Below are 23,039 nucleotides of genomic sequence, written 5' to 3'. Positions count from 1 at the left end.
AGTCCTCATTTTACAGCGTCGACGCCCTGCCCTTCCAGCCTGCGTGGCGCGCACCCCTTAGCCGGGCGCCCGGCCGGTGACGCGCGCACTGTCACCGCTTTTCATCATATCGATCACGCGGCAGTCACCGCACATGCGCAAGCGGTCCAGGTGGCCGGCGAAGGCCGCGTGAGCGCCCATCTTGGCCACCATATTGGTAATCATTTGCAGGCTGCCAAACGGCTTGGCGCAGCGGATGCAGCAAAATGGCGTCGACTCGTGCTTGACCACCGGCTTGTTCCAGGTATCGAGCAGCAGCAAGCGCGGCTCGAGGACGATGGCATTTTCCGGACAAGTGGTTTCGCACAGGCCGCATTGCACACAATTTTTTTCCACAAAACGCAATTGCGGCACGGTGGTGCTGTCCATCAGCGCTGACGACGGGCAGGCGCCCACGCACGCCATGCACAGGCTGCATTTGCTGGTATCGACCTTGACGTTGCCGAACGGGCTGCGCGGCGGCAGTGCGATTGCCTCGCTCTTGACGGTGGCGTGCAAGGCCAGGTGGGTCAGCGCCAGATCGAGCGTGTTGCGCTTGTCAGCCATCACGTGAAAACCGGCCGCAGGAAAACCGCCAGCGGCCGCGGGCGCCGCCGCCACCAGGCCAGCGAGCATGGCGACCCCGGTCGCCTGCAGCAACTGGCAGCGCAGCGTCGAAAAACCGAGGCCATCGAGCACCGTGTTGGCAATCGCCATCTGCTCGCTGACGCCAAGGCGGTATTGCGGCGCTTCTTCGTCCGTCATCAGCACGGCAATGGCGCCGGCGCCATACGCAAATGCTGCCAGCCAGACATCGATGCCGACCGAGGCCGTATGTTCGATCTCGATGGGAATCACGTGGGCCGGGACGCCACCGCTGGTGCTCTCGAGTTCGCCAATCAGGGCCTTGCCGCGGCCACCGTTGTGAAACAGCAGCGACGGCGCACCACCACCGGCGGCGCGGTAGGCGCCCACCAGCGCGCGCAGGCGCTCGCCGGTGTAGGCGGCGCTGGGGTAGGCGTAACTGAGGGCCCCGGTCGGGCACACGGTGCCGCAGGCGCCGCAACCGGCGCACAGATTCGAATTGACGAAGACCTTGTCGCCACGACCGACAATGGCCGCGGCAGAACAGATCTCGATACAGGCGTTGCAGCCGACCAGCTTGTTACGGCTGTGGGCGCACAGGCGCTCCTTGTACGTAAAATATGTTGGCTTTTCGAATTCGCCGATCATGCCGGCCAGTTCGGCCACGGCGTCGGCGCGCTGGCCGATGTCGGCGCCGGGAGCGAAATAACCGGGTGGTTTTTCGTGCCGGTTGAGCACAGCAACGGTGGAAAGATCGAGTACCAGGTCAAAACTGCCACGGCCCACTTCGCCATCGGCATCCCACACTGCCTCGAAGGCGCCCAGCCAGCCGTCGACGTGCACGCGCTGCACGCGATGCACCGGATACGGGCGCGCAGGCTGCTCCGCGCCGGCCACGTCGGTCAGCAGCACCGTCAACGGCAGCTGCGCAAACAGACCCTCGGCCCATGGCGCCACATCGGCGGCGGCGCCGATCATCAAGGTCCGTCCCACGGAGTGGTAACTGATGGAAGTGACGGGATCGGGATCGGGCAAGGCGGCAGCGGCGATCAGCGCCGCACTCTTGGCGCGCGCGCGCTGTTGAACAACTTCGGGTGAATTCATAACACTTCCTGAGGGGGAGCAGGCGGCGGCGCGGCCGCCAGCTCGGGAGAATCGGGGATGGATGGGGCAACGACAGGCACAACAACAGGCGCAACCACCGGGGCAGCGACAGGCGCGGCGGCGGCCGGCAAGGCGTCGAGCGCCAATGGCGGGCCGCTGCCGACAAGGTCATCAACCTGTTCGATGGCCTTGTCGAGGCTGGCAAAGATGTTCTTGTTATGGCTCATCTGCTCGAGCATGTCGGCGGACACGGGACTGGGCAAATTGTAGTCCCCCATATAAATGTCGAGCCCGTCATGGCCGTGGAAATGGGGGTCGGCGAACAACTTTTTCATGGCCAGCCGGCGCACTGCGGCGTCGACGTTCTTGGCAACGAAGGTGGAAAAATCGGACTCGCCCGTCAGTGCGGCGGCATCGAGCAAGGTGGGCGGCGGCGCCTCGGCCGGCGCCCCCGGCACGAGCGCTAACACCGGCACCACCGGCGCTGCGGACGGCGCCGCAGCCGCGGGCATGACCACGGGCATAGCGAGCGGCAATGGCGCTGCCTGGTCCTCAGGCCGCGCCTTCAGGCGCGCCCACCTGCGTAAAAATCCTTCGTCAGCCATGCGCGGTCCTGATGTACTCAAAAGCAATAAATTCGACCACTAGCTGCGCGCACGCTTGCCGTGGCGCTGCTCGCCGCCCGGCGCGCGCGGCTGGTAGTGCTCGCGCAGGTAGTCGCCCAGCCAGGCATGGATCTCGGCCGGCATGGCGACACCGTCGGCCGATTCGCCCGAGTCGAACATGCGGGTGCCTTCGACGTAACTGACAGAGGCGCGCAAAGGCATCGCCTTGCCATCCTGCATGCGCCACATCACAAAGACCTTCGCTTCGGGGGCCAGCCAGTTTTCGTGGTAGCCCTCGTTTTCGTCACCAAACAGCTCGAGCTTCAAGCCCGACACCAGGTAAGACTGGCGCTCGGCGTCGTCACTGAGGGTCTGCACGGCCGGCAAACCACCGCGATCAGCCATCACCGCCACTGCCGCCCAGGACTCATCGGCCCAGCGGTGCTTGAGGACGCGCCGCTGCATGACGATGGCGACGGCAAGGCTGGCGAGCGGCTTCACTTGACGGTCTTCACCGTTGACGCCGCTGGCGACGGTGCCGCCTTGATATCGCGACTGGCCACGGCGGTGCCCTGCTTCTCGCTGGTTTTCGGCGCTGCGGCGCCGGCTGCGGTCAGCTTGCCGTCGGGCTGGCCCGCAGGGCCGGATTCCTTGGCCGCCATCGTCACCGCCACCACCGGCGCGGCAATCGGCGTCGGCGGGTTGACCGTCAAACCCTTGGCCTTGGCGCTGGTGCGCCAGCGTGCGCTGAGCGTGTCCATGCTGGCCAGCAGTGCTTCCTTGTCCTTCGCAGCTTGCGCGTCGGCGGCCGCTTTCTTGGCTGCTTGTGCCTGTGCGGCTGCCGGCGTCGGTGGTGCCAGCGCGGCGCTGGCCAGCGCGCATGCGCTCGCCAGGGTCAGCGCGACGAACAGTTGGCCCAGGCCTGGCTTGAATGTGTGTTTCATATCCCCTCCTTATTGCCCGCTTGGGGTGGTCTTGGCCGCTGGCGGCGCCGTGCTGCCCGACGGCCCGTGGCCCGACTCGGCGACGGCGCCCGCGGTGGCGGTGCCGCCCGTATTGCCGCCAGCACCACCGGCGTGAAATGGTGTACCGCCGGCATAACTGCCATCGGTGACGGCCTTCTTCTTGCTGGCGATAATTTCACCGCCAGTGGCGCCGCCGCTGCTGACCATGCCAGGCATCTTGGTCTGGCGCTGCTCGTAAGCACCGTCGCGCGAGCAGCCGCTTGCCAGCAGCGCGCCGCCGATCAACATCATCGAGATCAGGATTTTCATGCGCGCCCCCTGGCGTCAGTGGCTGGCCGCGCCGGTGGTGGCGGCGGCGTTTGCCCCGCTACCTCATCGTGCCAAATGCGGTGATGGGATTTGGCCCAGCTGGCATCGACCGTGCCGTGGCGCATCGCCTCGTAGGCACCGGGCGTACCCAGCGTGCCCAGGTAAATATGGCCCATGGCACCAAAAATATACAGGCTGGCGCCGCCGATGTGCAGATAATTGGCGATCTGCAGCAGGTAGCGGGTCTGACCGAAGTTGGTGAAATCAAGCACCAGGCCACTCACCGACATCACCAGGCCCAGCAGAACAACGCCACCCCAGAACCAGATTTTTTCGCCGGCATTGAAGTAGCCTGCATCCGGATGCTTGTGGTTGACCAGGCCGCCCAATTGCTTGAGCCATGGCCAGTCCCAGGCACGGAAGAAATTGTTTTTCACAAAAGTGATAAACAGCAGCACCGAGCAGACAATGAACAGGGGGCCGACGAAATTGTGAATGTACTTGCCAATGATGGCGACCCACGAATAAGCGTCATGTCCCAGCCAAGGCATGATGATTTTCTTGCCGAAGGTAATGATCAACCCGGTCAAGGCCAGCGCAATGAAGCTGTAGGCCGTTGCCCAGTGCACCATGCGCTGCCAGCGGCTAAAGCGCTGCAGGCGCCGCCCCGATGGCGGATCGATGGTGCGGGCCGGACCGAAGCCCAGATAGAAGCCGAAGATGACCAGCGGCGTCACCAGCAGCAAGGTGCCCATCGCCATGGCGATCGGCCCATTGCGCAAGATGCGCCAGGTGTTGCCACCGCGTTGCAGCAGCACGGTGCCCTCGGTGTCGTTGTAGGCGCCGAGATAATGGCGGTCCATGTGCACCTTGCCAGAGGACAGGGAACCGAAGCCGGGCTCGGCATCATGCTGTTCCGTCTGCATGATGGTTTGCTCTTCGGCATAGGCTGGCTTGGCCGCCTTGTTCGGCACTTCGGCCAGGCTGGCACCGGCCAGGCTCAAGCCGCACAGGCCCACGCACAGGGCGCGCAGCAGTCGCTGGCTCAACTTAGAAATCAATAATGCTTGCATCGCAGACGCCTTTCAGGGATGGGCCCGGTTGTACTCGTTCTGGGTGCTGGCGCGTTCGATGATCGCCTTTTTCCAGGCCGCATTGTCACCATGGAAGCTGACATCGGCCACACGATTGTCGCGTTTGCCGGCATACTGGCCATCGACGTAGGCAGGATGCTGCTCGACCTCGATGCAACCGGTCAGGCTCACGGCGAGTGCCGCGATCACTGCGCAGTGACGTGTGTTCATGCCGGCTTCCTTCCGTGGTTCTGCGTCTCGTTCAACTGATTGACGCGCGGTACATCCGGCTGTGCGGCGGGCGTGGCCGTGCGCTTGCTGCGATCGTAGGCGATTTCCCAGCCCCACAGTTCCGGACCATAACCGCGCGTATCGACGCGCTGCTTGTAAATGTCGCCAATCACATCGGCATCACCGGCCAGCAAAGCCTTGGTGCTGCATTGCTCGGCGCAGGCGGGCAACTTGCCTTCGGAAATACGGTTGCGGCCGTATTTCTTGAACTCTTCTTCCGACTGGTCCACTTCCGGGCCGCCGTTGCAGAAGGTGCATTTGTCCATCTTACCGCGGTGGTTGAACAGGCCCGTTTCCGGGAACTGCGGGGCACCGAACGGGCAGGCATACGAGCAGTAACCGCAGCCGATGCACTGGTCCTTGTTGTGCAGGACGATGCCGTCTTCCGTGTGGTAAATACAGTTGGTCGGACACACATCGAGGCACGGCGCGTCGGTGCAATGCATGCAGGCGACCGAGATCGAGTGCTCGCCCGGCATGCCATCGTCAACGGTGACGACGCGGCGACGGTTGACGCCCCACGGCGTTTCGTTTTCGTTCTTGCAGGCGGTAACGCAGCCGTTGCAATCGATGCAGCGTTCTACATCGCAGATAAATTTCATTCGTGCTTGCATGGCACTTCCTTGTTATTTTTGTTGCTGTTCATGGGTGTTCAAATCCGCGCCAGGCGGCACAGCGAGACCTTGGTTTCCTGCATCATCGTGACCGCGTCGTAACCGTAGCTCCAGCCCGTGTTGACGGCTTCGCCACGCACGATCGGCGCCGCCCCTTCCGGGTAGTGCGGCAACAGGTCTTCACCCATCCACCAGCCACCGAAGTGGAATGGCATCCACACCAGGCCGGGCGGCACGCGCGGCGTCACCAGGGCCTTGACTTTCAGGCGGGCGCCGGTCGGCGTTTCCACATGGATGTAGTGATCGGTGATGGCGCCCACATTCTTGGCGTCTTGCGGATTGATTTCGATGAACATATCCTGCTGCAATTCAGCCAGCCATGGATTCGACCGCGTCTCGTCGCCACCGCCCTCGTACTCGACCAGACGGCCGGACGTCATGATCAGCGGATAGTCTTTCGAGTAGTCGACCGCCTGCACCGATTTGTACAGGGTGGGAATGCGCCAGAAGCTGGCCTTGTCGTCGTAGGTCGGGTATTTGACCACCAGGTCGCGACGGGGCGAGAGCAACGGTTCGCGGTGGACCGGCACCGGATCGGGGAAATTCCACACATTACAGCGTGCCCGTGCATTGCCGTACGGTGCGCAACCGTGCGCCATCGCCACCCGGATGATGCCGCCCGAAGCGTCGGTCTTCCAGTTCTTGCCCTCGGCCTGCAACTGCTCGGCCGGCGTCAAATCCGACCACCAGCCCAACTTTTTGAGGAACACGTGGTCGAACTCCGGGTAACCGGTGTCGATTTCGCTGTCCTTGGTGGCCGAGCCATCGGCCGCCAGCAGCGACTCGCCATTGTGTTCGACGCCCCAGTTGGCGCGGAACGGCATGCCGCCTTCCATCACGGGCTTATCGATGTCGTAGAGAATCGGCGTGCCCGGGTGCTTCATTTCCGGCGTGCCCCAGCACGGCCACGGCAAGCCATAATAATCGCCCGCGCATGGACCTGACTCGGCCTTCAGGGTGGTGGGATCGAAAGTGTGCTTGTTGGCAGCATGCAGCTTGATCCGTTCCGGCGAGGCGCCGCTGTAACCGATGGTCCAGCAGGTGCGGTTAATTTCGCGCAGGATGTCTTCGATCACCGGCTCGTTGTTGACCACCTTGATGTTCTTGCACAGCTGCTCGGCAAAGCCGAACTTCTTGGCAAACAAGTACATGATCTCGTGATCGGTTTTCGATTCGAACAGCGGCTCAATGACCTTCTCGCGCCACTGGATGCTGCGGTTCGAGGCTGTCACCGAGCCCTGCGTTTCAAACTGGGTGGCCGCCGGCAGCAGATACACGCCGTCGGTGCGCCCGTGCATGGCCGCCGTCATGGTCGGATACGGATCGATGACGATCAGGGTATCGAGCTGCTTCATGGCCGCAACCATGTCCGGCAGACGGGTCTGGCTGTTGGGCGCATGGCCCCAGTAAATGACGGCGCGCAGATTGCTGGGCTGATCGATGTACTGGTTCTTTTCCAGTACGCCATCGAACCAGCGCGACGTGACCATGCCCGGCTTTTCCATCAATTCCTTGGAACCATAGCGCGACTTGATCCAGTCATAGTCAACGCCCCAGGCGGTGGCGAAAAATTTCCACGCGCCTTCGGCCAGGCCGTAATAGCCGGGCAGCGAATCGGGATTCGGGCCGACGTCGGTGGCGCCCTGGACATTGTCGTGACCCCGATAAATATTGGTGCCGCCACCGGACTTGCCGATGTTGCCCAGCGCCAGTTGCAGGATGCACAGCGCGCGCACATTGGCGGTGCCGACGTGGTGCTGGGTAATGCCCATGCACCAGACCACCGACGACGGCTTGTTTTTCGCCAGCGTCTCGGCGGCAGCGCGCACTTGCGCTTCCGGGATGCCGGTCACATCAGCGACCTTGTCCGGTGTCCACTTCGCCACTTCCTTGCGCACCTCTTCCATGCCATAGGTGCGCTGGTCGATATAGCTCTTGTCTTCCCAACCGTTTTCAAAGATGTGCCACAGCATGCCCCAGACCAGCGGGATGTCGGTGCCGGGACGCACACGCAAATACTGGTGGGCAAAGCGGGCGGTGCGGGTAAAGCGGGGGTCGACCACCACGATCTTGGCGCCCAGCTCTTTCGCATGCAGCGCGTGCAGCATGGAAATCGGGTGCGCTTCCGCCGGATTCGACCCAATGAACATCACCGCCTTGCTGTAGTGCAGGTCGTTGAAGGAATTGGTCATGGCGCCATACCCGAAGGTCTGGGCCACGCCCGCCACCGTCGTCGAGTGGCAGATACGGGCCTGGTGATCGCAGTTATTGGTGCCCCAGAACGAGGCCCACTTGCGCATCAGGTAAGCCTGCTCATTGTTGTGCTTGGAGCCGCCGATCATCATGATCGAATCGGGACCGGCTTTTTCGCGCAGGTCCAGCAGGCGGTCGCCCACTTCATTGATGGCCTGTTCCCACGAGATGCGCACGTACTTGCCGGCCACCAGTTTCATCGGATAACGCAGGCGATGCTCGCCGTGACCGTGTTCGCGCACCGAGGCGCCCTTGGCACAGTGGGCGCCCATGTTAAACGGCGAATCGAAGGCCGGTTCCTGGCGGATCCAGACGCCGTTGCTGACCACCGCTTCGACCGAGCAACCGACCGAACAGTGGGTGCACACGGTGTGCTTGGTGACGGGCGCGGCGGCGGCGGCGGCCGCGGCGTCTGTCGCCTGGGCGGTGTCGATGACGTTGAACGGCAAGTGGCGCGCCATGCCGGCGGCGCCGGCGGTCAGGCCGGCGCGTAGCAGGAAGGAACGGCGCTTGATGGTGCTGGAAGCGGCGCGGGCCAAGCCTTGACGCAGCGCATGGCCAACGCCATTGCCTGCTGGTGCTGCGCCTGCGCTGGCGGCGGATTTTTTAACGACGGTCATTGGTGCACTCCTGGGCGTGAGAGCCGCGGACTAGATAAATAAAACAAAACGTGAAAACCGGATAAACGATATCAACTACCAGTATTTCGCCGTGCGATAGTACTGACGAATGTGCTCGGTCTCGTGATAACCGGCCGGCTCGGCGGCAGCGACGACGGTCGGCGCCACAACAGCCGGCGCCACGGCCGCGCTCTCGCCGGCCACCGTGGCCAGGGTCGCCAGCGCGCCGGCACCGCCAGCGGCGCGTAAAAACAGGCGGCGGCGGCCATCGACCGCGGCGCGTTTCAGGGTGTTCTGTTCCATGATGGGCTTCTTTTAAAAAATGGATGGGTCAGGCGTCGTCTTCGGCGACCTGGAAGGCTTGCTGCTCAAGCGAAAAAAAGGCCTCGGCCAGATCGGCCACGCGGGCATAAAACTGCGCGCCCTCGGCGCGCCGCAAATGGTGTAGGCAGGCGACGTACCAGCTGCCAATGTGCTTGTCGAAAAATGCATGCTGGTCGTCGACGGTGCGCTTGCGGCTGATCAGCTGGCGCATGGTTTCGCACAGGGCGCCCAGGTGGTCTTCCGTCTCACGCACGCCGGCACGACGGCCCAGGCCCAGCTTGGCGAGATCGGCGCGCAACAGCACCAGCGGCTTCTCGTGCAAAAAGCCGGCCAGGTAGATCGAGCCATGGGGGCTGACGCGCGGTGCAGCGGTGCTGACGAACAAGTCGTTGTATTCGCCGATCACATGGTCGGTCGGCAGCAAACGCGCCGTGACCGACAGTTGGTCCCACGCCACATCGAGCGGCTGGGCGCCGCTTTCCGACACCAGCGCATCGCTGGCGGCGAGGCTGTCGAGCAGGCCGGCGTCTGGCGGCGCCAGCAGCAGGCGCGCCAGTAAGCCGTATATATTCGCGCGTGCCTGGTCTTCTTGCGGCAAGGGCATGCCGACGGCGACAAACGTCGTCTGCTGTTCCTGCTGATTGCCAAATTGTTGCATCCTGCGTTCCCCACTTGTACTAAGGCAAAATTTTAAGCTTCTATTGTGAAGCTGTCCACGGAAAGCCGTTGAATTTGTTCAATCGTGCGGCGTCAATACCAATGGATGTTTAACATAAAAGTGTCATTAACGGTTCAGGCGCACGCTCTGCTCACCTGTGGCGCGCGCACGTAACTGGCCGCAGCCGCCATCGACATCCTGGCCGGCCGAATCGCGCAACTTTGTCAAAATTCCGCGTTCCAGTAATCCCGCGGCGATGGCGCGCGCCTTGTCCCAGCTGGGCCGGCGAAATGGCAAGCCCGGATTGCTGTTGTAAGGAATCATGTTGAGGACTGCATGCTTGCCCTTTAACAGCGCGACGATGGCGTCCATCTCATCGTCACCATCGTTGATGCCGTCTAACAGCGTCCACTGGTATTGCACCGGGTACGACGACAGCCGTGCATAGTGTTCGGCGTGCGCCACCAGCGCCTGCGGCGACAGTGCCGGCGCCCGTGGCAGCAGGCGCGCGCGCAAGGCTGGTTTGGTGGTGTGCAGCGACAGCGCCAGTGCCGGCTTGACGGCGCTGGCACCGAGCTGCTCGAAGGCACGCACGTCGCCGACGGTGGAAAACACCAGATTCTTGTGGCCGATATTGCCTTCGCTACCGAGCAGTGCAATTGCCTCCATCACATTGTCGAGATTGTGGGCCGGCTCGCCCATGCCCATGAACACCACTTTTTTGACTGGCCGCAGGCGCCGCGCCAGCACCACCTGGGCGACGATTTCGCCACTGCTGACCTGGCGCACCAGGCCGCCCTGCCCCGTCATGCAGAACTGGCAACCGACCGCGCAGCCCACCTGGCTGGAGACGCACACGCCAGCGCGCGGCAACAGCACCGTTTCCACTGTCTGACCATCGTGCAAGCCCACCAGCAGGCGTGCGGAGCCGTCCTCGGCCGGATGCGTGCTCAGCACGCGCGCCAGCGCATCGAAACGGGCATCGATGTCAGGCAGCGCATCGCGCAGCGCCTTCGGCAAAAAATCCTGCGGCCGGCGGCGGCCCTGGTCGTGCGGCGCGGCACGTACCCAGTCGCGCAAAACGCGCTGCTCGTGCAGCGGCAAGGCGCCAAGCTCGCGCAGGCCGGCACGGATGGTTTCTAGTTTCATGGAATGATTTGCCCACCTGGCACCCGCTGGCGCCGGGTGGGCCTTGGTGATCAGTCGTTCTTGATCACGATGCTGGGGAACTTGCTGGTCATGTCTTTGGCTTTTTCGGCAATCTTGATGGCCACCTTGCGGGCGATGTCCTTGTAAATCTGCGCCACTGCGCCATCGGGATCGGCCACCACCGTCGGCCGGCCCGAATCGGCCTGCTCGCGAATGGCCATTGTCAACGGCAGCGCGCCGAGGAAGTCGACACCGAAGTCGGCGCACATTTTCTCGCCGCCGCCGTGGCCGAAAATCGATTCGAGGTGACCGCAGTTCGAGCAGATATGGGTGCTCATGTTTTCCACCACGCCGAGGATGGGAATGCCCACTTTTTCGAACATTTTGAGACCCTTGCGGGCATCGAGCAAAGCGATGTCCTGCGGCGTGGTGACGATGACGGCGCCGGTGACGGGCACTTTCTGCGACAGCGTCAGCTGGATGTCACCGGTACCCGGTGGCATGTCGACGATCAGGTAATCGAGGTCGCGCCAGTTGGTTTGTTCCAGCAGTTGCTGCAGGGCCTGGGTGACCATCGGACCGCGCCACACCATCGGCTCGTCCGGGTCGATCATGAAGCCGATCGACGACACTTGCACGCCGTGGTTTTCCAGCGGCTCCATGGTCTTGCCATCGGCGCTTTCGGGACGCCCGTTGATGCCCAGCATCATCGGCTGCGACGGGCCGTAAATATCGGCATCGAGCACGCCCACCGAGGCGCCTTCGGCGGCCAGCGCCAGCGCCAGGTTAACGGCCGTGGTTGATTTGCCCACCCCGCCCTTGCCCGAAGCGACAGCGATGATGTTCTTGACATTCGGCATGATTTTCAAGCCGCGCTGCACCGTGTGCGAAATGATTTTCGACTGCACGTTGACATCGACCTGGGTCACCCCTTGCAAGGCTTGCAGGGCGCTGCCAACGGCGGCGCGCACGGCGGCAAACTGCGAGCGGGCTGGATAGCCCAGCTCGATATCGAGCGAGACGGTGTCGCCAGCCGCACTGACGCGGATGTTTTTGACAGCCTTGCTCGTTACATAATCTTTGTGCGTGTTGGGGTCGATAACGACGGCCAGCGCCGCCTTGACGTCTTCTGCGGTGATGCTCATGAATGTCTCCGGATGTGAAGCGGCAGTGTAGCGCAAAATCGCATCTTTCATCGGCCGCCGCCTCAGCGCTGCCGGCGCCGGCGGCAACGCCCCTGTACAGCAAGCGGGCAAGCGCTGGTAAAATGGTCCTTTTCCCCACTAGATAAGCGTATTTCGACCATGACCCGCAAGCTGTTCGTCACTACCGCCCTGCCTTACGCCAACGCAGCCTTCCACATCGGCCACATGATGGAATATATCCAGGCCGATATCTGGGTGCGGTTCCAGCGAATGCAGCGCGATAACGGCGCCGCCCGCGAAGTGAGCTTCGTCTGCGCCGACGACACGCACGGCACGCCCATCATGATCGCCGCCGAAAAGGAAGGCATCACGCCGCAGCAATTCGTCGCCAAGATTGCCGCCGGCCGCCAGCAATACCTCGACGGCTTTCACATCGGCTTCGATAACTGGTACTCGACCGACTCGCCGGAAAACGTCGAATTGTCGCAGGGGATTTACCGCAAGCTGCGCGACGCCGGCCTGATTGTCACCAAGACGGTCGACCGCTTTTTCGACCCCGTCAAAGGGATGTTCCTGGCCGACCGCAACATCAAGGGCGAATGCCCGAAGTGCGGCGCCAAGGACCAGTACGGCGACAATTGCGAAGTGTGCGGCGCCGCTTACCAGCCGACCGAACTGATCAATCCGTTTTCCGTGTTCACCGGTTCGACGCCCATCCTCAAACCATCCGAACAGTATTTTTTCGCCCTGTCCGACCCGCGCTGCTACACCTTCCTGAAAGCCTGGCTGAACACCCCCGGCCGCCTGCAACCGGAAATGGTCAACAAGGTCTCCGAATGGCTGGGTGAAGCGGGCGAAAAACTGGCCGACTGGGATATCTCGCGCGATGCGCCGTATTTCGGCATCCCGATTCCCGACGCTCCCGGTAAATTTTTCTACGTGTGGCTCGATGCGCCGGTCGGTTATCTGGCCAGCCTGAAAAATTATTGCAGCAAACAGGGTATCGATTTCGACGCCCTGCTCAATGACCCCGACACCGAGCAGGTCCATTTTATTGGCAAGGATATCGTTTCCTTCCACCTGCTGTTCTGGCCGGCGATGCTCAATTTTGCCCGACACCCCATCATCGACAAACTCAAGGTCAATGTGCACGGTCACCTGACGGTCAACAACGAAAAAATGTCGAAGTCGCGCGGCACCGGCATTTCGCCGCTGCGGTATCTCGACCTGCACATGAATCCCGAATGGCTGCGTTATTACATCGCCTTCAAACTTAACGCCAAAGTCGAAGATCTCGATTTTAATGGCGACGATTTCGTCGCCCGCGTGAACAGCGATTTGATCGGCAAGTACATCAATATCGCCAGCCGCTGCGCCGGCTTCATCGCCAAGAAATTCGACGGCAAGCTGGCGGGCGCACTGTCACCGGCCGCGCGCGGCTGGATCGCCAGGGCCTTGACGGTCGACGGCGCCGAGCGTCATAGCAGCATCGCGCACAATTTCGAACATCGCGAGTTCGGCAAGGCGCTGCGCGAAATCATGGAAATCGCCGACATCACCAACCAGTATGTCGATGAAAACAAGCCATGGATTCTGGCCAAGGACGACGCCAAAACGGCCGAGCTGCACGACGTCTGCAGCACCGCCCTGATCCTGTTCCGCCAACTGACCATTTTGCTCTCGCCGGTGCTGCCGCAGATTGCCGCACGGGTCGCCGAGATGCTCGGTGACAGCGACCTGAGCTGGGACGACACGCACGCCGACGCCGTCTGGCAGCCACTGCTGGGCCGCACCATCGGCGCCTACAGCCACTTGATGCAGCGGGTCGATGCCAAGATGGTCGAGGCGCTGTTCGACCGTCCCGCCGTCGTTGCGCCGGCGGCAGTTGCTGCGCCGCTGGCGGCGCTGCTGACGGCAACGCCGCCAGCCGGCCTGGTCGACGCTGGCGACATCGAGCCGCTCGCCGCCGAAATTTCCATCGACGACTTTAGCAAAATCGACTTGCGCATCGCCCGCATCGTCAACTGCGAACAGGTCGACGGCTCGACCAAGCTGCTGCGCTTGACGCTCGACGTCGGCGAAGGGCGCCATCGCAATGTGTTCTCTGGCATCAAGTCGGCGTATCAGCCGGAACAGCTGATCGGCAAGCTGACGGTGCTGGTGGCCAACCTGGCGCCCCGCAAGATGAAATTCGGCGTCTCCGAAGGCATGGTGCTGTGCGCCTCGGCGGCCGACGAGAAGGCCGATCCGGGCTTGTACGTGCTCGAACCCTGGGTGGGCGCCAAGCCAGGCATGCGGATTCGCTAAGCGGCCACAGCAAGCGAGGGCAGTGTCGGCACGCCGCCACTGCCCTGGCGCCCCCGTAGTTTTGCCAGCAAGCAGAGGTTTATAATCGCTGTTTGACGAGACCCCCGCGCCACGACGCGCCCCATCCAATTCAAGCGAGACCCAGCCATGACCGACCGTACTTCCCTGCGCCACCTGCCCCATTCCGACCTGTATCGCCAGGGCGATGTCTTCGTGCTGTTCGGCGAACTGTTTGGCCGTGGCTATGTCAACGGCCTCATCGATGAAGCGCGCCGTGCCGGCATGACCATCGTCGGCATCACGGTCGGCCGCCGCGACGACGACGGCAAGCTGCGTGAATTAACAACCGAGGAACATGCCGAAGCCGAAGCCAAGCTGGGCGGGCGCATCATCAATGTGCCGATGATGGCCGGTTTCGACCTCGACGCCCCGCCAGGCGAGCAAAATCCCACCGAATTGCTGTCCGGCCTGACCCTGAAAAACTGGCAGGACGAAACGCTCGACTGGGACAAGGTCGAAGCCTGCCGCCAGGTCGGCGTGCAGCGCTTTACCGCTTCGGCGGCGATCGTCATGAATGAAATCGACAAGCTGGTACCGGATGGCGCCAATGTGTTGTTCGCCCACACCATGGCCGGCGGCATCCCGCGCGTAAAAGCCTTCCTGGCCATTGCCAACCGCATCTACAAGGGCGCCGGCGAGCGCTTCATGTCCTCGCGCGCACTGCTTGACAGCGATCTGGGTAAATTGATTCTGATGAACTTCGACGAAGTCACCGCGAATACCCTGCACCACCTGATCCACGCCAGCAGCGCCATCCGCGAGCGCGCCGAGCGCAGCGGCGGCCAGGTGCGCTACACGGCCTATGGTTACCACGGCACCGAGATCCTCATCGATGGCCAGTACCAGTGGCAGACCTACACCAATTACACCCAGGGCTACGCCAAGATGCGCCTGGAAAGCGTCGCCGAAGCGGCCTGGGCCAAGGGCATCAGCGCGACCGTCTACAACTGCCCGGAAATCCGCACCAATTCTTCCGACCTGTTTGTCGGCGTCGAGCTGTCGCTGTTCCCCCTGCTGACGGCCTTGAAAAAAGAAGGCGGCGGTGCCTGGGCCCAGCAGCAGTGGGAGATTTGCCAGGGCTTGCTGGAAGATGGCGTGTCGCTGCAATCGCTGCTCGACCGCATCGAGGCGTACAACAATGACGCCACCAGTGCAAGCTTCCGCAATTTCGCGGCATGGCCGATGGACAACACGCCGGCGCTGGCCGATGTCATGATCAGCACCTCGCAAGACATGACCAAATTGCACAAGGACCGCAAGGAACTGATCACCGACCACCTGTCCAGCCTGGTACTGGAAGGCACCGGCCCGCTGATGTTCCATGCCACGGCCGAGAAAATCGCCCCGGTGGTGTGGCTCAATCACGACATCATCGCCAAGCAATTAAACGCCCTGCACCCTTAATCAGGCCGCCGGCGCTGCAGCGACAGGCGGCAGCGTCGCCTGTTGTAAAATACCCGTTCGCTTTCCCACTTGGCATATATGAAACTCTCCAAACAATTTGACCGCTACGAATCCGAGCACACCCTGTTCATCAAGCAACTCAAGGCGGCCAATCCGCAGATTGAAGCTGGCCAGGCTGCCGGGCGCGCCCTGCTGTGGGAAAAAGCACCGACGGCCCTGTCCGAGCAGGACCGCAACGCCGCTTCGCGCGTCAAGCAGCAAGCTTACGTGTACCAGAACAAGCTGTAAGCATCGCGGCAAGTGAGCATGTTGCCAGACGAGGGAACGGCCGTCGCCGCGCTCCCTGGGGCCGGCAATGACGCGCTGGCAACGCCCGCCGCTGCGAGCGCTGCCCGCCTGTACGGCGAGCCGATGCTGCGCATGCCCAGCGATCTGTACATCCCGCCCGATGCGCTGGAGATATTTCTCGATGCCTTCGAGGGACCGCTCGACCTGCTGCTGTACCTGATTCGCAAGCAAAACTTCAATATCCTCGACATCCCGATGGCGCAGGTCACCCTGCAATACCTGAAGTATGTCGACCAGATCCGCCTGCACAATCTGGAGCTGGCAGCCGAATATCTGTTGATGGCCGCCATGCTTATCGAGATCAAGTCGCGCATGCTGCTGCCGCAGCGCAGCGCCGGGCCCGAGCTGGAAGGCGACGATCCCCGTGCCGAGCTGGTGCGCCGGCTGCTGGAGTACGAGCAGATCAAGGTGGCCGCGCGCGAACTGAACGCCCTGCCGCAACTCGACCGCGACTTTATCCGCCCCGAACTGTTCATCGAACAGAGTAAGGTCACCGTCTGGCCGCAGGTCGACGCTGCTGACCTGCAGCGCGCATGGCTCGACGTCATGCGGCGCGCCACGCTGGTCCAGCATCACCGCATCAGCCGCCAGGAACTGTCGGTGCGCGAGCACATGACGGCGATTTTGCGGCGCCTGCAAAGCAGCCGCTTTGTCGAGTTTGCCGACCTGTTCGAGGGACAGGGCGCAGTGCCGATCATCGTCGTCCACTTTGTCGCCATGCTCGAACTGGCCAAGGAAACCCTGATTGAAATCACCCAGGCCGAGCCGTTTGCGCCCATTTACGTGCGCCTGGCCTATTCGCCGGCGTAACGCTGGCACCACTTTGACTGTCTTATTATGAAAATCATTTCCTCCATTGAAGAACTGCGTGACCACCTGAGCGGGCAACTGCGCACGGCCTTCGTGCCGACTATGGGCAATCTGCACGAAGGTCACCTGTCCCTGATGCGCCTGGCGCGCAAGCATGGCGACCCGGTGGTGGCGTCGATTTTCGTCAACCGCCTGCAATTCGGCCCCAACGAGGATTTTGAAAAATACCCGCGCACCTTCCAGAGCGATGTCGAAAAGCTGGAAAAGGAAGGCGTCTACATCCTCTTTGCGCCCACCGAAAAAGACTTGTATCCGGAGCCGCAGGAATTCCGCGTGCGTCCGCCCGACGACCTCGGCAATACGCTCGAAGGTGAATTCCGTCCCGGCTTTTTTAGCGGCGTCACCACCGTCGTCCTCAAACTGTTTTCCTGCGTGCGCCCCCGCGTCGCCGTGTTCGGCAAGAAGGATTACCAGCAGCTGATGATCATCCGTAACATGAGCCGCCAGTTCGCCCTGCCCACCGAAATCATCGCCGCCGAGACCTGGCGCGCCGACGATGGCCTGGCGCTGTCCTCGCGCAATATGTACCTGTCGCCGACCGAGCGCGCCGAGGCGCCTTTGCTGTACCAGGCGCTCACCCACGTCGCCAGCGAAATGCGCGCCGGCCACCTCGATATTTCCGGTCTCGAGCGCGAAGCCATGGCCACGCTGGCGCAGCGCGGCTGGCAGCCGGACTATATTTCGGTGCGCAAGCAGATGGATTTGCAGGTGCCCTCGGCGGGCGACCTGGCGCAGGGCGCGCCACTGGTGGTGCTGGCTGCGGCCAAGCTGGGCACCACGCGCCTGATCGATAACCTGGAAATCTGAAGCAAGGGCGACCGCGCACGGACGGCGCGCTGACAAGATTCTGCGCCGTATCGAACGCCCTTTTTTGCGGCCGCTGTTTAAGATGGTTGAACAGCGCGCCGATGTCACCGTTCATAGCACGAGCCGCTCATTCGAATCGCCAGAATCGAAAGGACCGTGCCATGCCTGACAACATCGCAGCCCCTGTCCTGAACGTCATCGCCATCAACGGCGCCGACGTCGCCGTCCCCGGCGATGCACGCGTCTGCCTGCTCGACCTGCTACGCGATCACCTGCACCTGACCGGCACCAAGAAAGGCTGCGCCCAGGGCGCTTGTGGTGCCTGCACCGTGCTGCTCGATGGCAGTGAGCGCATCCTGTCCTGCCTGGCGCTGGCAGTGCAGTACCAGGGCCGCAGCATCACCACCATCGAGGCCTTGGCGAGCAACGCTGCCCTGCATCCCCTGCAGCAAGCCTTCATCGACCACGATGGCTTGCAGTGCGGCTACTGCACGCCCGGGCAGATCTGTTCGGCCATCGGCATGGCGGCCGAACTGCGGCGCGGCGTGCCCAGCGCGCTCACGGCCGACCTGCAGGCCGGCACCATCGCCGCCACCACCGACGAACTGCGCGAGCGCATGAGTGGCAATCTGTGCCGCTGTGGCGCCTATAACGGCATTATCGCCGCCGTCGCCACCTTCGTCGATGCGGTAGATGCGCCGCGCCGCAGCGAGGTGGCCGCATGACGCCGTTCACCTATGCGCGCGCCGCCAGCGCTGCCGATGCCGTGCGGCTGGGCCAGGCGGCCGCCAGCTACCTCGGTGGTGGCACCAATCTGGTCGACTTGATGCGCGAAAACATCGCGCAACCGGCGCTGCTGGTCGATGTGTCCGGCCTGTCGCAGCGCATCGACCTGCGCCCTGACGGCAGCCTGCTCATTGGCGCAGCCGTCAAAAACACAGCACTGGCCGAACACGCGGGCGTGCGGGCGCACTTTCCCCTGCTCACGCGCGCCATCACCGCGGGCGCCTCGGCGCAGATCCGCAACATGGCCACCGTCGGCGGCAACATCATGCAGCGCACCCGCTGCGGCTATTTTTATGACCGCGAGGGCGCCCGCTGCAACAAGCGCCAGCCGGGCCAGGGCTGCGATGCCATCGACGGTTTCAATCGCATGCACGCCATCCTCGGCGCCTCGCCTGCCTGCGTGGCCACCCATCCATCCGATCTGTGTGTGGCGCTGGCGGCGCTCGACGCCATCGTCCACCTCGAAGGCGCCAGCGGCAGCCGCACCCTCGCCTTCGACGATCTGCATCGCCTGCCCGGCGGCCGACCCGACCGCGATACCACCCTGCTGCCCGGCGAACTCATTACCGCCGTCGAGCTGCCAGCCCTGCCCTGCGCCAGCCATGCCGCTTACCGCAAGGTGCGCGATCGCGCCAGTTATGCCTTTGCGCTGGTGTCGGTGGCTGCCGCCCTGGCGGTGCGCGGCGGCGTGGTGACCGAGCTGCGTCTGGCGCTGGGCGGCGTCGCCCATAAACCGTGGCGCGCCTGGGTGGCTGAAGCTGCGCTGCGCGGCCGCCCTGCCAGCACCGCGTATTTTCGCGCCGCCGCCGCCGCCGAACTGGCTGCCGCCCGCCCCTTGCGCGACAACGCCTTCAAGATTGATCTGGTCCAGCGCGTACTGGTAGCCACGCTGGGTTCGCTGGCTGCCTCTGCCAGCGCCAGCGACGCTGGAGCGGAAGCTGGAGTAGCGTCAATAACAGCAGCAGAAACAGCAGCAGAAACAGCAGTAGAAACAGCGGCGGGAACAGCAGCAGGAGCGCAGCCATGAGCCTCATCGGCGCCGTTCAAGAAGTCGGCCAGTCCCTGCGCAAAAAAATCGTCGAACCCACGCCCGACGCCGGCAGCGCCAGCCGGCCCGATCCCTTGATGGAGCAGCGCGACGGTCTGGTCGGCGCGCCCATCGCGCGCATCGATGGCGCCGTCAAGGTGCAGGGACAGGCGCGCTTTGCCGCCGAGTTCAGCTTCGACGACATGCTGTACGGCGCGCTGGTGTTTAGCACCATCGCGCGCGGCCGCATCGACCAGCTCGACACGGCGGCGGCGGCCGCCGCTCCTGGAGTGCGCCTGGTGATGACGCACCAGAACGCGCCGCGCATGGCGCCGCTGCCGGTATTCATGAGTGCGCCGAAAGCGGCCGGTGGCGAGCAACTGGCGGTGCTGCAGGATCGCTTCATCCACTGGAACGGCCAGCCCATCGCCGTGGTGCTGGCCGACAGCCAGGAACAGGCCGACCATGGCGCCACCCTGGTGCGCGTGAGCTATCTTGCCGACAGCGCCGTCACGTCGCTCAATGACGCCATCGCCCGCGGCTGCACAGCAGGCGCGTTCATGGGCACGCCACTCACATTCGATCGCGGCGACGCCGAAGGCGCGCTGGTGGCGGCGCCCTGCCGGGTCGACGCCGTCTATCAGACGCCCTGCCACAACCATAACGCCATCGAGCCGCACGCCGTCACCGTCGCCTGGCAGGGCAAGCAGCTGCTCGTCCACGACGCCTCGCAGGGCGTATCGCACACGGCCTGGTCCCTGGCGCACGTGTTCGCCATCGACGAACAGCAGGTGCAGGTGAGCGCGCCTTTTGTCGGCGGCGCCTTCGGCGGCAAGACCCTGTGGCGCCACCAGGTGCTGGCGGCGGCCGCCGCCAAGCTGGCGGGCCGCCCCGTGCGCCTGAACCTGTCGCGCCAGGGCGTCTACCGCATCGTCGGCGGCCGCGCCCGCACCGTGCAGCGGGTGGCGCTGGGCGCGCAGGCCGATGGCCACTTCGACGCCCTGATCCACACGGGACTGTCGCTGACCACGGCCAGCAGGAGCATGCCGGAACCGTTCATCCTGCCGGCACGCTGCACCTATGCCGCCAGCCACATCAAGCTCGGTGTGCACACCGCCAACGTCGACATGCTGGCCAATACCTTCATGCGCGCGCCCGGCGAAGCGGTGGGCAGCTTTGCCCTGGAGAGCGCGGTCGATGAACTGGCGCTGTTACTGGCAATCGACCCCATCGCGCTGCGCCTGCGCAACGAAGCAACGCGCAATCCCACCGACAACAAACCATTTTCCACCCGTCACCTGCGCCAGGCCTATGAGGATGGCGCCAGCCGCTTTGGCTGGCAACGGCGCCAGCCGCAGCCGGGGGCGCGCCAGCAGGGCGAATGGCGTATCGGCATGGGCTGCGCCACTGCCACCTATCCGTATTACCGCCTGCCCGGCGGTGCTGCCCGCCTGACCCTCAGCGCAGAAGGCCGCGTGCGGGTCGAGATCGCCGCGCACGAGATGGGCATGGGCACCGCCACCGTGCACAGCCAGATCCTCGCCGAGCGGCTGGCGCTGCCGCTGTCGCAGGTGGCATGTATTGTCGGCGATTCCAGTCTGCCCGGCGTGGTGCTGGCCGGCGGTTCGCAACAGAGCGCCGCCATCGGTGCCGCCGTGCGCGCGGCACAGGAACAGCTGTTTGCAGAATTGCTCAAATTAGCCGGGCGCGCGTCGCCACTGGCCGGCCTGCAGCTGGCCGAGGTGCAAGCCCGTGATGGCGGCCTGTGCCGGCGCGACGCGCCACAGCAATGGCTCAGCTACACCGACCTGCTGGCGCAGGCGGGCCGCACGCAGCTGGTGGTCGAGGCCAGTGCGGCGCCACCGCTGGAAACACAACATTGGTCGAAGCATTCTTTCGGCGCCATTTTCTGCGAGGTCGGAGTCAATTGCATCAGCGGCGAGCCGCGCGTCCAGCGTCTGCTCGGCTGCTTCGATTGCGGCCGCATCCTCAATGCCAGCCTGGCACGCAGCCAGCTGCGCAGTGGCATGATCATGGGAATCGGCATGGCGCTGATGGAAGAAACCCTGTTCGATGAACGCACGGGGCGCATCATGCATGCCAACCTGGCCGACTACCATCTGCCGGTGCAGATGGACGTGCCCGAGATCGATGTCATGTGGACCGACATTGCCGATCCGCACACGCCGATGGGTGCCCGCGGCATTGGTGAAATTGGTATCACAGGGACGGCGGCAGCGATTGCCAATGCCATTTACAACGCCTGTGGCGTGCGCGTGCGCGATCTGCCGATCACGCTCGACAAACTGGCGGGCTGAGGGAAAGTTGCGACGGCGGGCGCCGCTGTCATCGCTGACGGCGGCGCCCTGCATACCACTCGGGAGTTGACTGTGTACCGGCGGCGCCCCGGACTGACGCGGCTACTGTTCCGTCGACACGCTCTGCGCCCACGCCAGCGCTGACAGGTGCGCCTTGTTGACCTCAAGCGGACTCAGGTTCACACTGCGGGCCAGCGAGGCCACCAGGTTCGAATTTAATTCGCAGGCTTCGGCCAGCGCCAGATAGGGACCGTACTTGCCACCGCGCGTGAGCAGTGCGCGGACGACGTCGTCGGGCAGCTGAATGGTGTCGAGCACTTCTTTCATCGGCAGGCCGAGCAGGCGGTCGAGCAGCGAGAACATGCCAGCGACGAACAGGTTCTCACCCTCGCCCCGGCCCAGGCTGGCGCCCAGCAATTCGGCCAGGCGGCCACGCACCACTGCCGTTTCCATCAACACGGGCGAATAGCCGCTGGCGCTGGCCGTGGCCAGCAACAGCACCAGCCAGCGATACAGTGGCGTGTAGCCGAGCAGGCTGATGGCCTGTTTGAGCGACTGGATATCGCGGCCTGCACCGAAACCGGCCGAATTAATAAAACGCAGCAATTTGTACGACAGCGCCGGGTCGCGCTTGAGGACCTGCTCGATTTTTGGCAAGTCCTCATTTCTCTGCACCATCTGCATCAGCTGCAAGATGATTTGCTGGGCCGGGTTCATGCCCTTGACGGCAGTGCCCGGCCGTGGCGTCAAGTGCAGCTTGCCGACAAAAGCGTCCAGGCCCAGGGCGGCGCAGGCGTCGAAATCGCTCCAGGTGCCCACCGGACGGCCCACCATGCGCACCGCCGACTGTTTCAGCGAGGCATACGAACGGGCTTGCGCAGCCACCTCGGTGCCGGTAAAGCGCACTTCGACAAACGACGCCATCGTGCCCAACTGGGGCCCCAGCTGCTGCAGGTCGCCGCCACGCAGGCAGATGCCGACGCCACCGGCGCGCAGGCCGCGCACGGCCGCCAGCGTATTCGGGTCGGCCAGATCGGCCGCCTTGAGCGTGAGCACGGTGCGATCGGGCGGCATGTTGTACAGCGCATCGGTCGACAGCATGGCCGGAACGGCGTCGAGAAACAGCAGCTTGTCGCGCAACAGCCAGCCGCGCTCGCTGTCATTGACGTGCTCGGCAACGAAACCGACCAGCGCCTCGAGCGCCGCCGCATCGGCGGGTTGGGTGTCGTGGTCTTGCCACGCCAGCTCGTAACCGATCACCCGTTGCTTGGGATCGAGCAGCGGCTCACGAACGATAAAATTTGTTTGATGCATGTCTTCGCTTCAGGGGTGCGGCACA

Annotated in this window: 22 protein-coding genes; 8 read left to right on the top strand and 14 right to left on the bottom strand. The window is 63.6% G+C overall.

Features of this window, described 5'->3' with window-relative positions; all coding sequences use genetic code 11:
- Positions 1-57: 57 nt before the first annotated feature.
- The 13 genes from ACP7BZ_RS11735 to apbC form a co-directional block, all read right to left on the bottom strand.
- Entirely contained in the window at positions 58-1,707 is a 1,650-nt protein-coding gene (locus tag ACP7BZ_RS11735) for a 4Fe-4S binding protein (RefSeq protein WP_426113278.1), read from the bottom strand.
- Positions 1,704-2,312 carry a DUF3306 domain-containing protein gene (locus tag ACP7BZ_RS11730; protein WP_426113276.1) on the bottom strand — a complete coding sequence of 203 codons (609 nt, stop codon included), beginning with the start codon at positions 2,310-2,312 and terminating at the stop codon, positions 1,704-1,706. The genes ACP7BZ_RS11735 and ACP7BZ_RS11730 overlap by 4 nt, the downstream gene beginning before the upstream one ends.
- A gap of 39 nt (positions 2,313-2,351) precedes the next feature.
- A complete protein-coding gene (locus tag ACP7BZ_RS11725; RefSeq protein WP_426113274.1) occupies positions 2,352-2,813 on the bottom strand; it encodes a DUF3305 domain-containing protein in 462 nt (153 codons plus the stop codon).
- Positions 2,810-3,256 carry a hypothetical protein gene (locus ACP7BZ_RS11720; RefSeq protein WP_426113272.1) on the bottom strand — a complete coding sequence of 149 codons (447 nt, stop codon included), beginning with the start codon at positions 3,254-3,256 and terminating at the stop codon, positions 2,810-2,812. The genes ACP7BZ_RS11725 and ACP7BZ_RS11720 overlap by 4 nt, the downstream gene beginning before the upstream one ends.
- Positions 3,257-3,265: 9 nt before the next feature.
- Positions 3,266-3,586, bottom strand: coding sequence for a hypothetical protein (locus ACP7BZ_RS11715; RefSeq protein WP_426113270.1), 321 nt, complete (start codon positions 3,584-3,586; stop codon positions 3,266-3,268).
- Positions 3,583-4,659: a formate dehydrogenase subunit gamma gene (locus tag ACP7BZ_RS11710; RefSeq protein WP_426113268.1), complete on the bottom strand. Its 1,077-nt coding sequence runs from the start codon at positions 4,657-4,659 to the stop codon at positions 3,583-3,585. The genes ACP7BZ_RS11715 and ACP7BZ_RS11710 overlap by 4 nt, the downstream gene beginning before the upstream one ends.
- Positions 4,660-4,671: 12 nt before the next feature.
- On the bottom strand, positions 4,672-4,890 hold the full coding sequence (locus tag ACP7BZ_RS11705) for a hypothetical protein (RefSeq protein ID WP_426113266.1): 219 nt from the start codon (positions 4,888-4,890) through the stop codon (positions 4,672-4,674).
- Entirely contained in the window at positions 4,887-5,564 is a 678-nt protein-coding gene (gene fdh3B, locus ACP7BZ_RS11700; protein ID WP_426113264.1) for a formate dehydrogenase FDH3 subunit beta, read from the bottom strand. The genes ACP7BZ_RS11705 and fdh3B overlap by 4 nt, the downstream gene beginning before the upstream one ends.
- Positions 5,565-5,602: 38 nt before the next feature.
- Entirely contained in the window at positions 5,603-8,497 is a 2,895-nt protein-coding gene (locus ACP7BZ_RS11695; RefSeq protein ID WP_426113262.1) for a molybdopterin-dependent oxidoreductase, read from the bottom strand.
- Positions 8,498-8,572: 75 nt separating this feature from the next.
- The gene (locus tag ACP7BZ_RS11690) at positions 8,573-8,800 is read right to left on the bottom strand and encodes a formate dehydrogenase (protein ID WP_426113260.1); all 228 of its coding nucleotides are present in this window, start codon (positions 8,798-8,800) and stop codon (positions 8,573-8,575) included.
- A gap of 28 nt (positions 8,801-8,828) precedes the next feature.
- A complete protein-coding gene (locus ACP7BZ_RS11685; protein WP_426113258.1) occupies positions 8,829-9,479 on the bottom strand; it encodes a TorD/DmsD family molecular chaperone in 651 nt (216 codons plus the stop codon).
- Positions 9,480-9,605: 126 nt separating this feature from the next.
- Positions 9,606-10,628 (bottom strand): RNA methyltransferase, encoded by a 1,023-nt coding sequence (locus ACP7BZ_RS11680; protein ID WP_426113256.1) that lies wholly within the window; start codon positions 10,626-10,628, stop codon positions 9,606-9,608.
- Positions 10,629-10,678: 50 nt separating this feature from the next.
- Positions 10,679-11,773 (bottom strand): iron-sulfur cluster carrier protein ApbC, encoded by a 1,095-nt coding sequence (apbC, locus tag ACP7BZ_RS11675; RefSeq protein WP_426113254.1) that lies wholly within the window; start codon positions 11,771-11,773, stop codon positions 10,679-10,681.
- Positions 11,774-11,932: 159 nt separating this feature from the next.
- Here apbC and metG point away from each other — a divergent pair, with 159 nt between their 5' ends.
- The 8 genes from metG to ACP7BZ_RS11635 all read left to right on the top strand — a co-directional run bounded on the left by metG (position 11,933) and on the right by ACP7BZ_RS11635 (position 21,700).
- The gene (gene metG / locus ACP7BZ_RS11670; protein ID WP_426113252.1) at positions 11,933-14,080 is read left to right on the top strand and encodes a methionine--tRNA ligase; all 2,148 of its coding nucleotides are present in this window, start codon (positions 11,933-11,935) and stop codon (positions 14,078-14,080) included.
- A gap of 147 nt (positions 14,081-14,227) precedes the next feature.
- Positions 14,228-15,544, top strand: coding sequence for an enoyl ACP reductase FabMG family protein (locus tag ACP7BZ_RS11665; RefSeq protein WP_426113250.1), 1,317 nt, complete (start codon positions 14,228-14,230; stop codon positions 15,542-15,544).
- 78 nt (positions 15,545-15,622) lie between these two features.
- Complete coding sequence (locus ACP7BZ_RS11660; protein ID WP_426113248.1) at positions 15,623-15,832, top strand: DUF3460 family protein; 210 nt, start codon at positions 15,623-15,625, stop codon at positions 15,830-15,832.
- 18 nt (positions 15,833-15,850) lie between these two features.
- Positions 15,851-16,702, top strand: coding sequence for a segregation and condensation protein A (locus ACP7BZ_RS11655; RefSeq protein WP_426113719.1), 852 nt, complete (start codon positions 15,851-15,853; stop codon positions 16,700-16,702).
- A 27-nt stretch (positions 16,703-16,729) separates the two neighbouring features.
- Positions 16,730-17,569, top strand: a complete 840-nt coding sequence (panC, locus tag ACP7BZ_RS11650) for a pantoate--beta-alanine ligase (RefSeq protein ID WP_426113246.1) — start codon at positions 16,730-16,732, stop codon at positions 17,567-17,569.
- 161 nt (positions 17,570-17,730) lie between these two features.
- The gene (locus ACP7BZ_RS11645) at positions 17,731-18,294 is read left to right on the top strand and encodes a 2Fe-2S iron-sulfur cluster-binding protein (RefSeq protein ID WP_426113244.1); all 564 of its coding nucleotides are present in this window, start codon (positions 17,731-17,733) and stop codon (positions 18,292-18,294) included.
- Positions 18,291-19,382 carry an FAD binding domain-containing protein gene (locus ACP7BZ_RS11640; protein ID WP_426113242.1) on the top strand — a complete coding sequence of 364 codons (1,092 nt, stop codon included), beginning with the start codon at positions 18,291-18,293 and terminating at the stop codon, positions 19,380-19,382. The genes ACP7BZ_RS11645 and ACP7BZ_RS11640 overlap by 4 nt, the downstream gene beginning before the upstream one ends.
- Positions 19,379-21,700: a xanthine dehydrogenase family protein molybdopterin-binding subunit gene (locus ACP7BZ_RS11635; protein WP_426113240.1), complete on the top strand. Its 2,322-nt coding sequence runs from the start codon at positions 19,379-19,381 to the stop codon at positions 21,698-21,700. Before ACP7BZ_RS11640 ends, ACP7BZ_RS11635 begins: the two co-directional genes overlap by 4 nt.
- Positions 21,701-21,802: 102 nt before the next feature.
- On the opposite strand, the gene ACP7BZ_RS11630 is transcribed toward ACP7BZ_RS11635, so the two are convergent.
- Complete coding sequence (locus tag ACP7BZ_RS11630) at positions 21,803-23,014, bottom strand: EAL and HDOD domain-containing protein (RefSeq protein WP_426113238.1); 1,212 nt, start codon at positions 23,012-23,014, stop codon at positions 21,803-21,805.
- Positions 23,015-23,039 lie beyond the last annotated feature (25 nt).

This window comes from Massilia sp. PWRC2 (assembly GCF_049896725.1).
GTDB lineage: Bacteria > Pseudomonadota > Gammaproteobacteria > Burkholderiales > Burkholderiaceae_D > JAFCUW01.
Note: the sequence above shows the minus strand (reverse complement) of the source record. Positions and strands in the feature narration are given on the sequence as shown.

What these genes read in the sequence shown, in the direction of transcription:
- ACP7BZ_RS11735 (WP_426113278.1), bottom strand. Translation starts at nt 1,707, where the DNA reads ATGAATTCACCCGAAGTTGTTCAACAGCGCGCGCGCGCCAAGAGTGCG.
- ACP7BZ_RS11730 (WP_426113276.1), bottom strand. Translation starts at nt 2,312, where the DNA reads ATGGCTGACGAAGGATTTTTACGCAGGTGGGCGCGCCTGAAGGCGCGG.
- ACP7BZ_RS11720 (WP_426113272.1), bottom strand. Translation starts at nt 3,256, where the DNA reads ATGAAACACACATTCAAGCCAGGCCTGGGCCAACTGTTCGTCGCGCTG.
- ACP7BZ_RS11715 (WP_426113270.1), bottom strand. Translation starts at nt 3,586, where the DNA reads ATGAAAATCCTGATCTCGATGATGTTGATCGGCGGCGCGCTGCTGGCA.
- ACP7BZ_RS11710 (WP_426113268.1), bottom strand. Translation starts at nt 4,659, where the DNA reads ATGCAAGCATTATTGATTTCTAAGTTGAGCCAGCGACTGCTGCGCGCC.
- ACP7BZ_RS11705 (WP_426113266.1), bottom strand. Translation starts at nt 4,890, where the DNA reads ATGAACACACGTCACTGCGCAGTGATCGCGGCACTCGCCGTGAGCCTG.
- fdh3B (WP_426113264.1), bottom strand. Translation starts at nt 5,564, where the DNA reads ATGCAAGCACGAATGAAATTTATCTGCGATGTAGAACGCTGCATCGAT.
- ACP7BZ_RS11695 (WP_426113262.1), bottom strand. Translation starts at nt 8,497, where the DNA reads ATGACCGTCGTTAAAAAATCCGCCGCCAGCGCAGGCGCAGCACCAGCA.
- ACP7BZ_RS11690 (WP_426113260.1), bottom strand. Translation starts at nt 8,800, where the DNA reads ATGGAACAGAACACCCTGAAACGCGCCGCGGTCGATGGCCGCCGCCGC.
- ACP7BZ_RS11685 (WP_426113258.1), bottom strand. Translation starts at nt 9,479, where the DNA reads ATGCAACAATTTGGCAATCAGCAGGAACAGCAGACGACGTTTGTCGCC.
- ACP7BZ_RS11680 (WP_426113256.1), bottom strand. Translation starts at nt 10,628, where the DNA reads ATGAAACTAGAAACCATCCGTGCCGGCCTGCGCGAGCTTGGCGCCTTG.
- apbC (WP_426113254.1), bottom strand. Translation starts at nt 11,773, where the DNA reads ATGAGCATCACCGCAGAAGACGTCAAGGCGGCGCTGGCCGTCGTTATC.
- metG (WP_426113252.1), top strand. Translation starts at nt 11,933, where the DNA reads ATGACCCGCAAGCTGTTCGTCACTACCGCCCTGCCTTACGCCAACGCA.
- ACP7BZ_RS11665 (WP_426113250.1), top strand. Translation starts at nt 14,228, where the DNA reads ATGACCGACCGTACTTCCCTGCGCCACCTGCCCCATTCCGACCTGTAT.
- ACP7BZ_RS11660 (WP_426113248.1), top strand. Translation starts at nt 15,623, where the DNA reads ATGAAACTCTCCAAACAATTTGACCGCTACGAATCCGAGCACACCCTG.
- ACP7BZ_RS11655 (WP_426113719.1), top strand. Translation starts at nt 15,851, where the DNA reads ATGTTGCCAGACGAGGGAACGGCCGTCGCCGCGCTCCCTGGGGCCGGC.
- panC (WP_426113246.1), top strand. Translation starts at nt 16,730, where the DNA reads ATGAAAATCATTTCCTCCATTGAAGAACTGCGTGACCACCTGAGCGGG.
- ACP7BZ_RS11645 (WP_426113244.1), top strand. Translation starts at nt 17,731, where the DNA reads ATGCCTGACAACATCGCAGCCCCTGTCCTGAACGTCATCGCCATCAAC.
- ACP7BZ_RS11640 (WP_426113242.1), top strand. Translation starts at nt 18,291, where the DNA reads ATGACGCCGTTCACCTATGCGCGCGCCGCCAGCGCTGCCGATGCCGTG.
- ACP7BZ_RS11635 (WP_426113240.1), top strand. Translation starts at nt 19,379, where the DNA reads ATGAGCCTCATCGGCGCCGTTCAAGAAGTCGGCCAGTCCCTGCGCAAA.
- ACP7BZ_RS11630 (WP_426113238.1), bottom strand. Translation starts at nt 23,014, where the DNA reads ATGCATCAAACAAATTTTATCGTTCGTGAGCCGCTGCTCGATCCCAAG.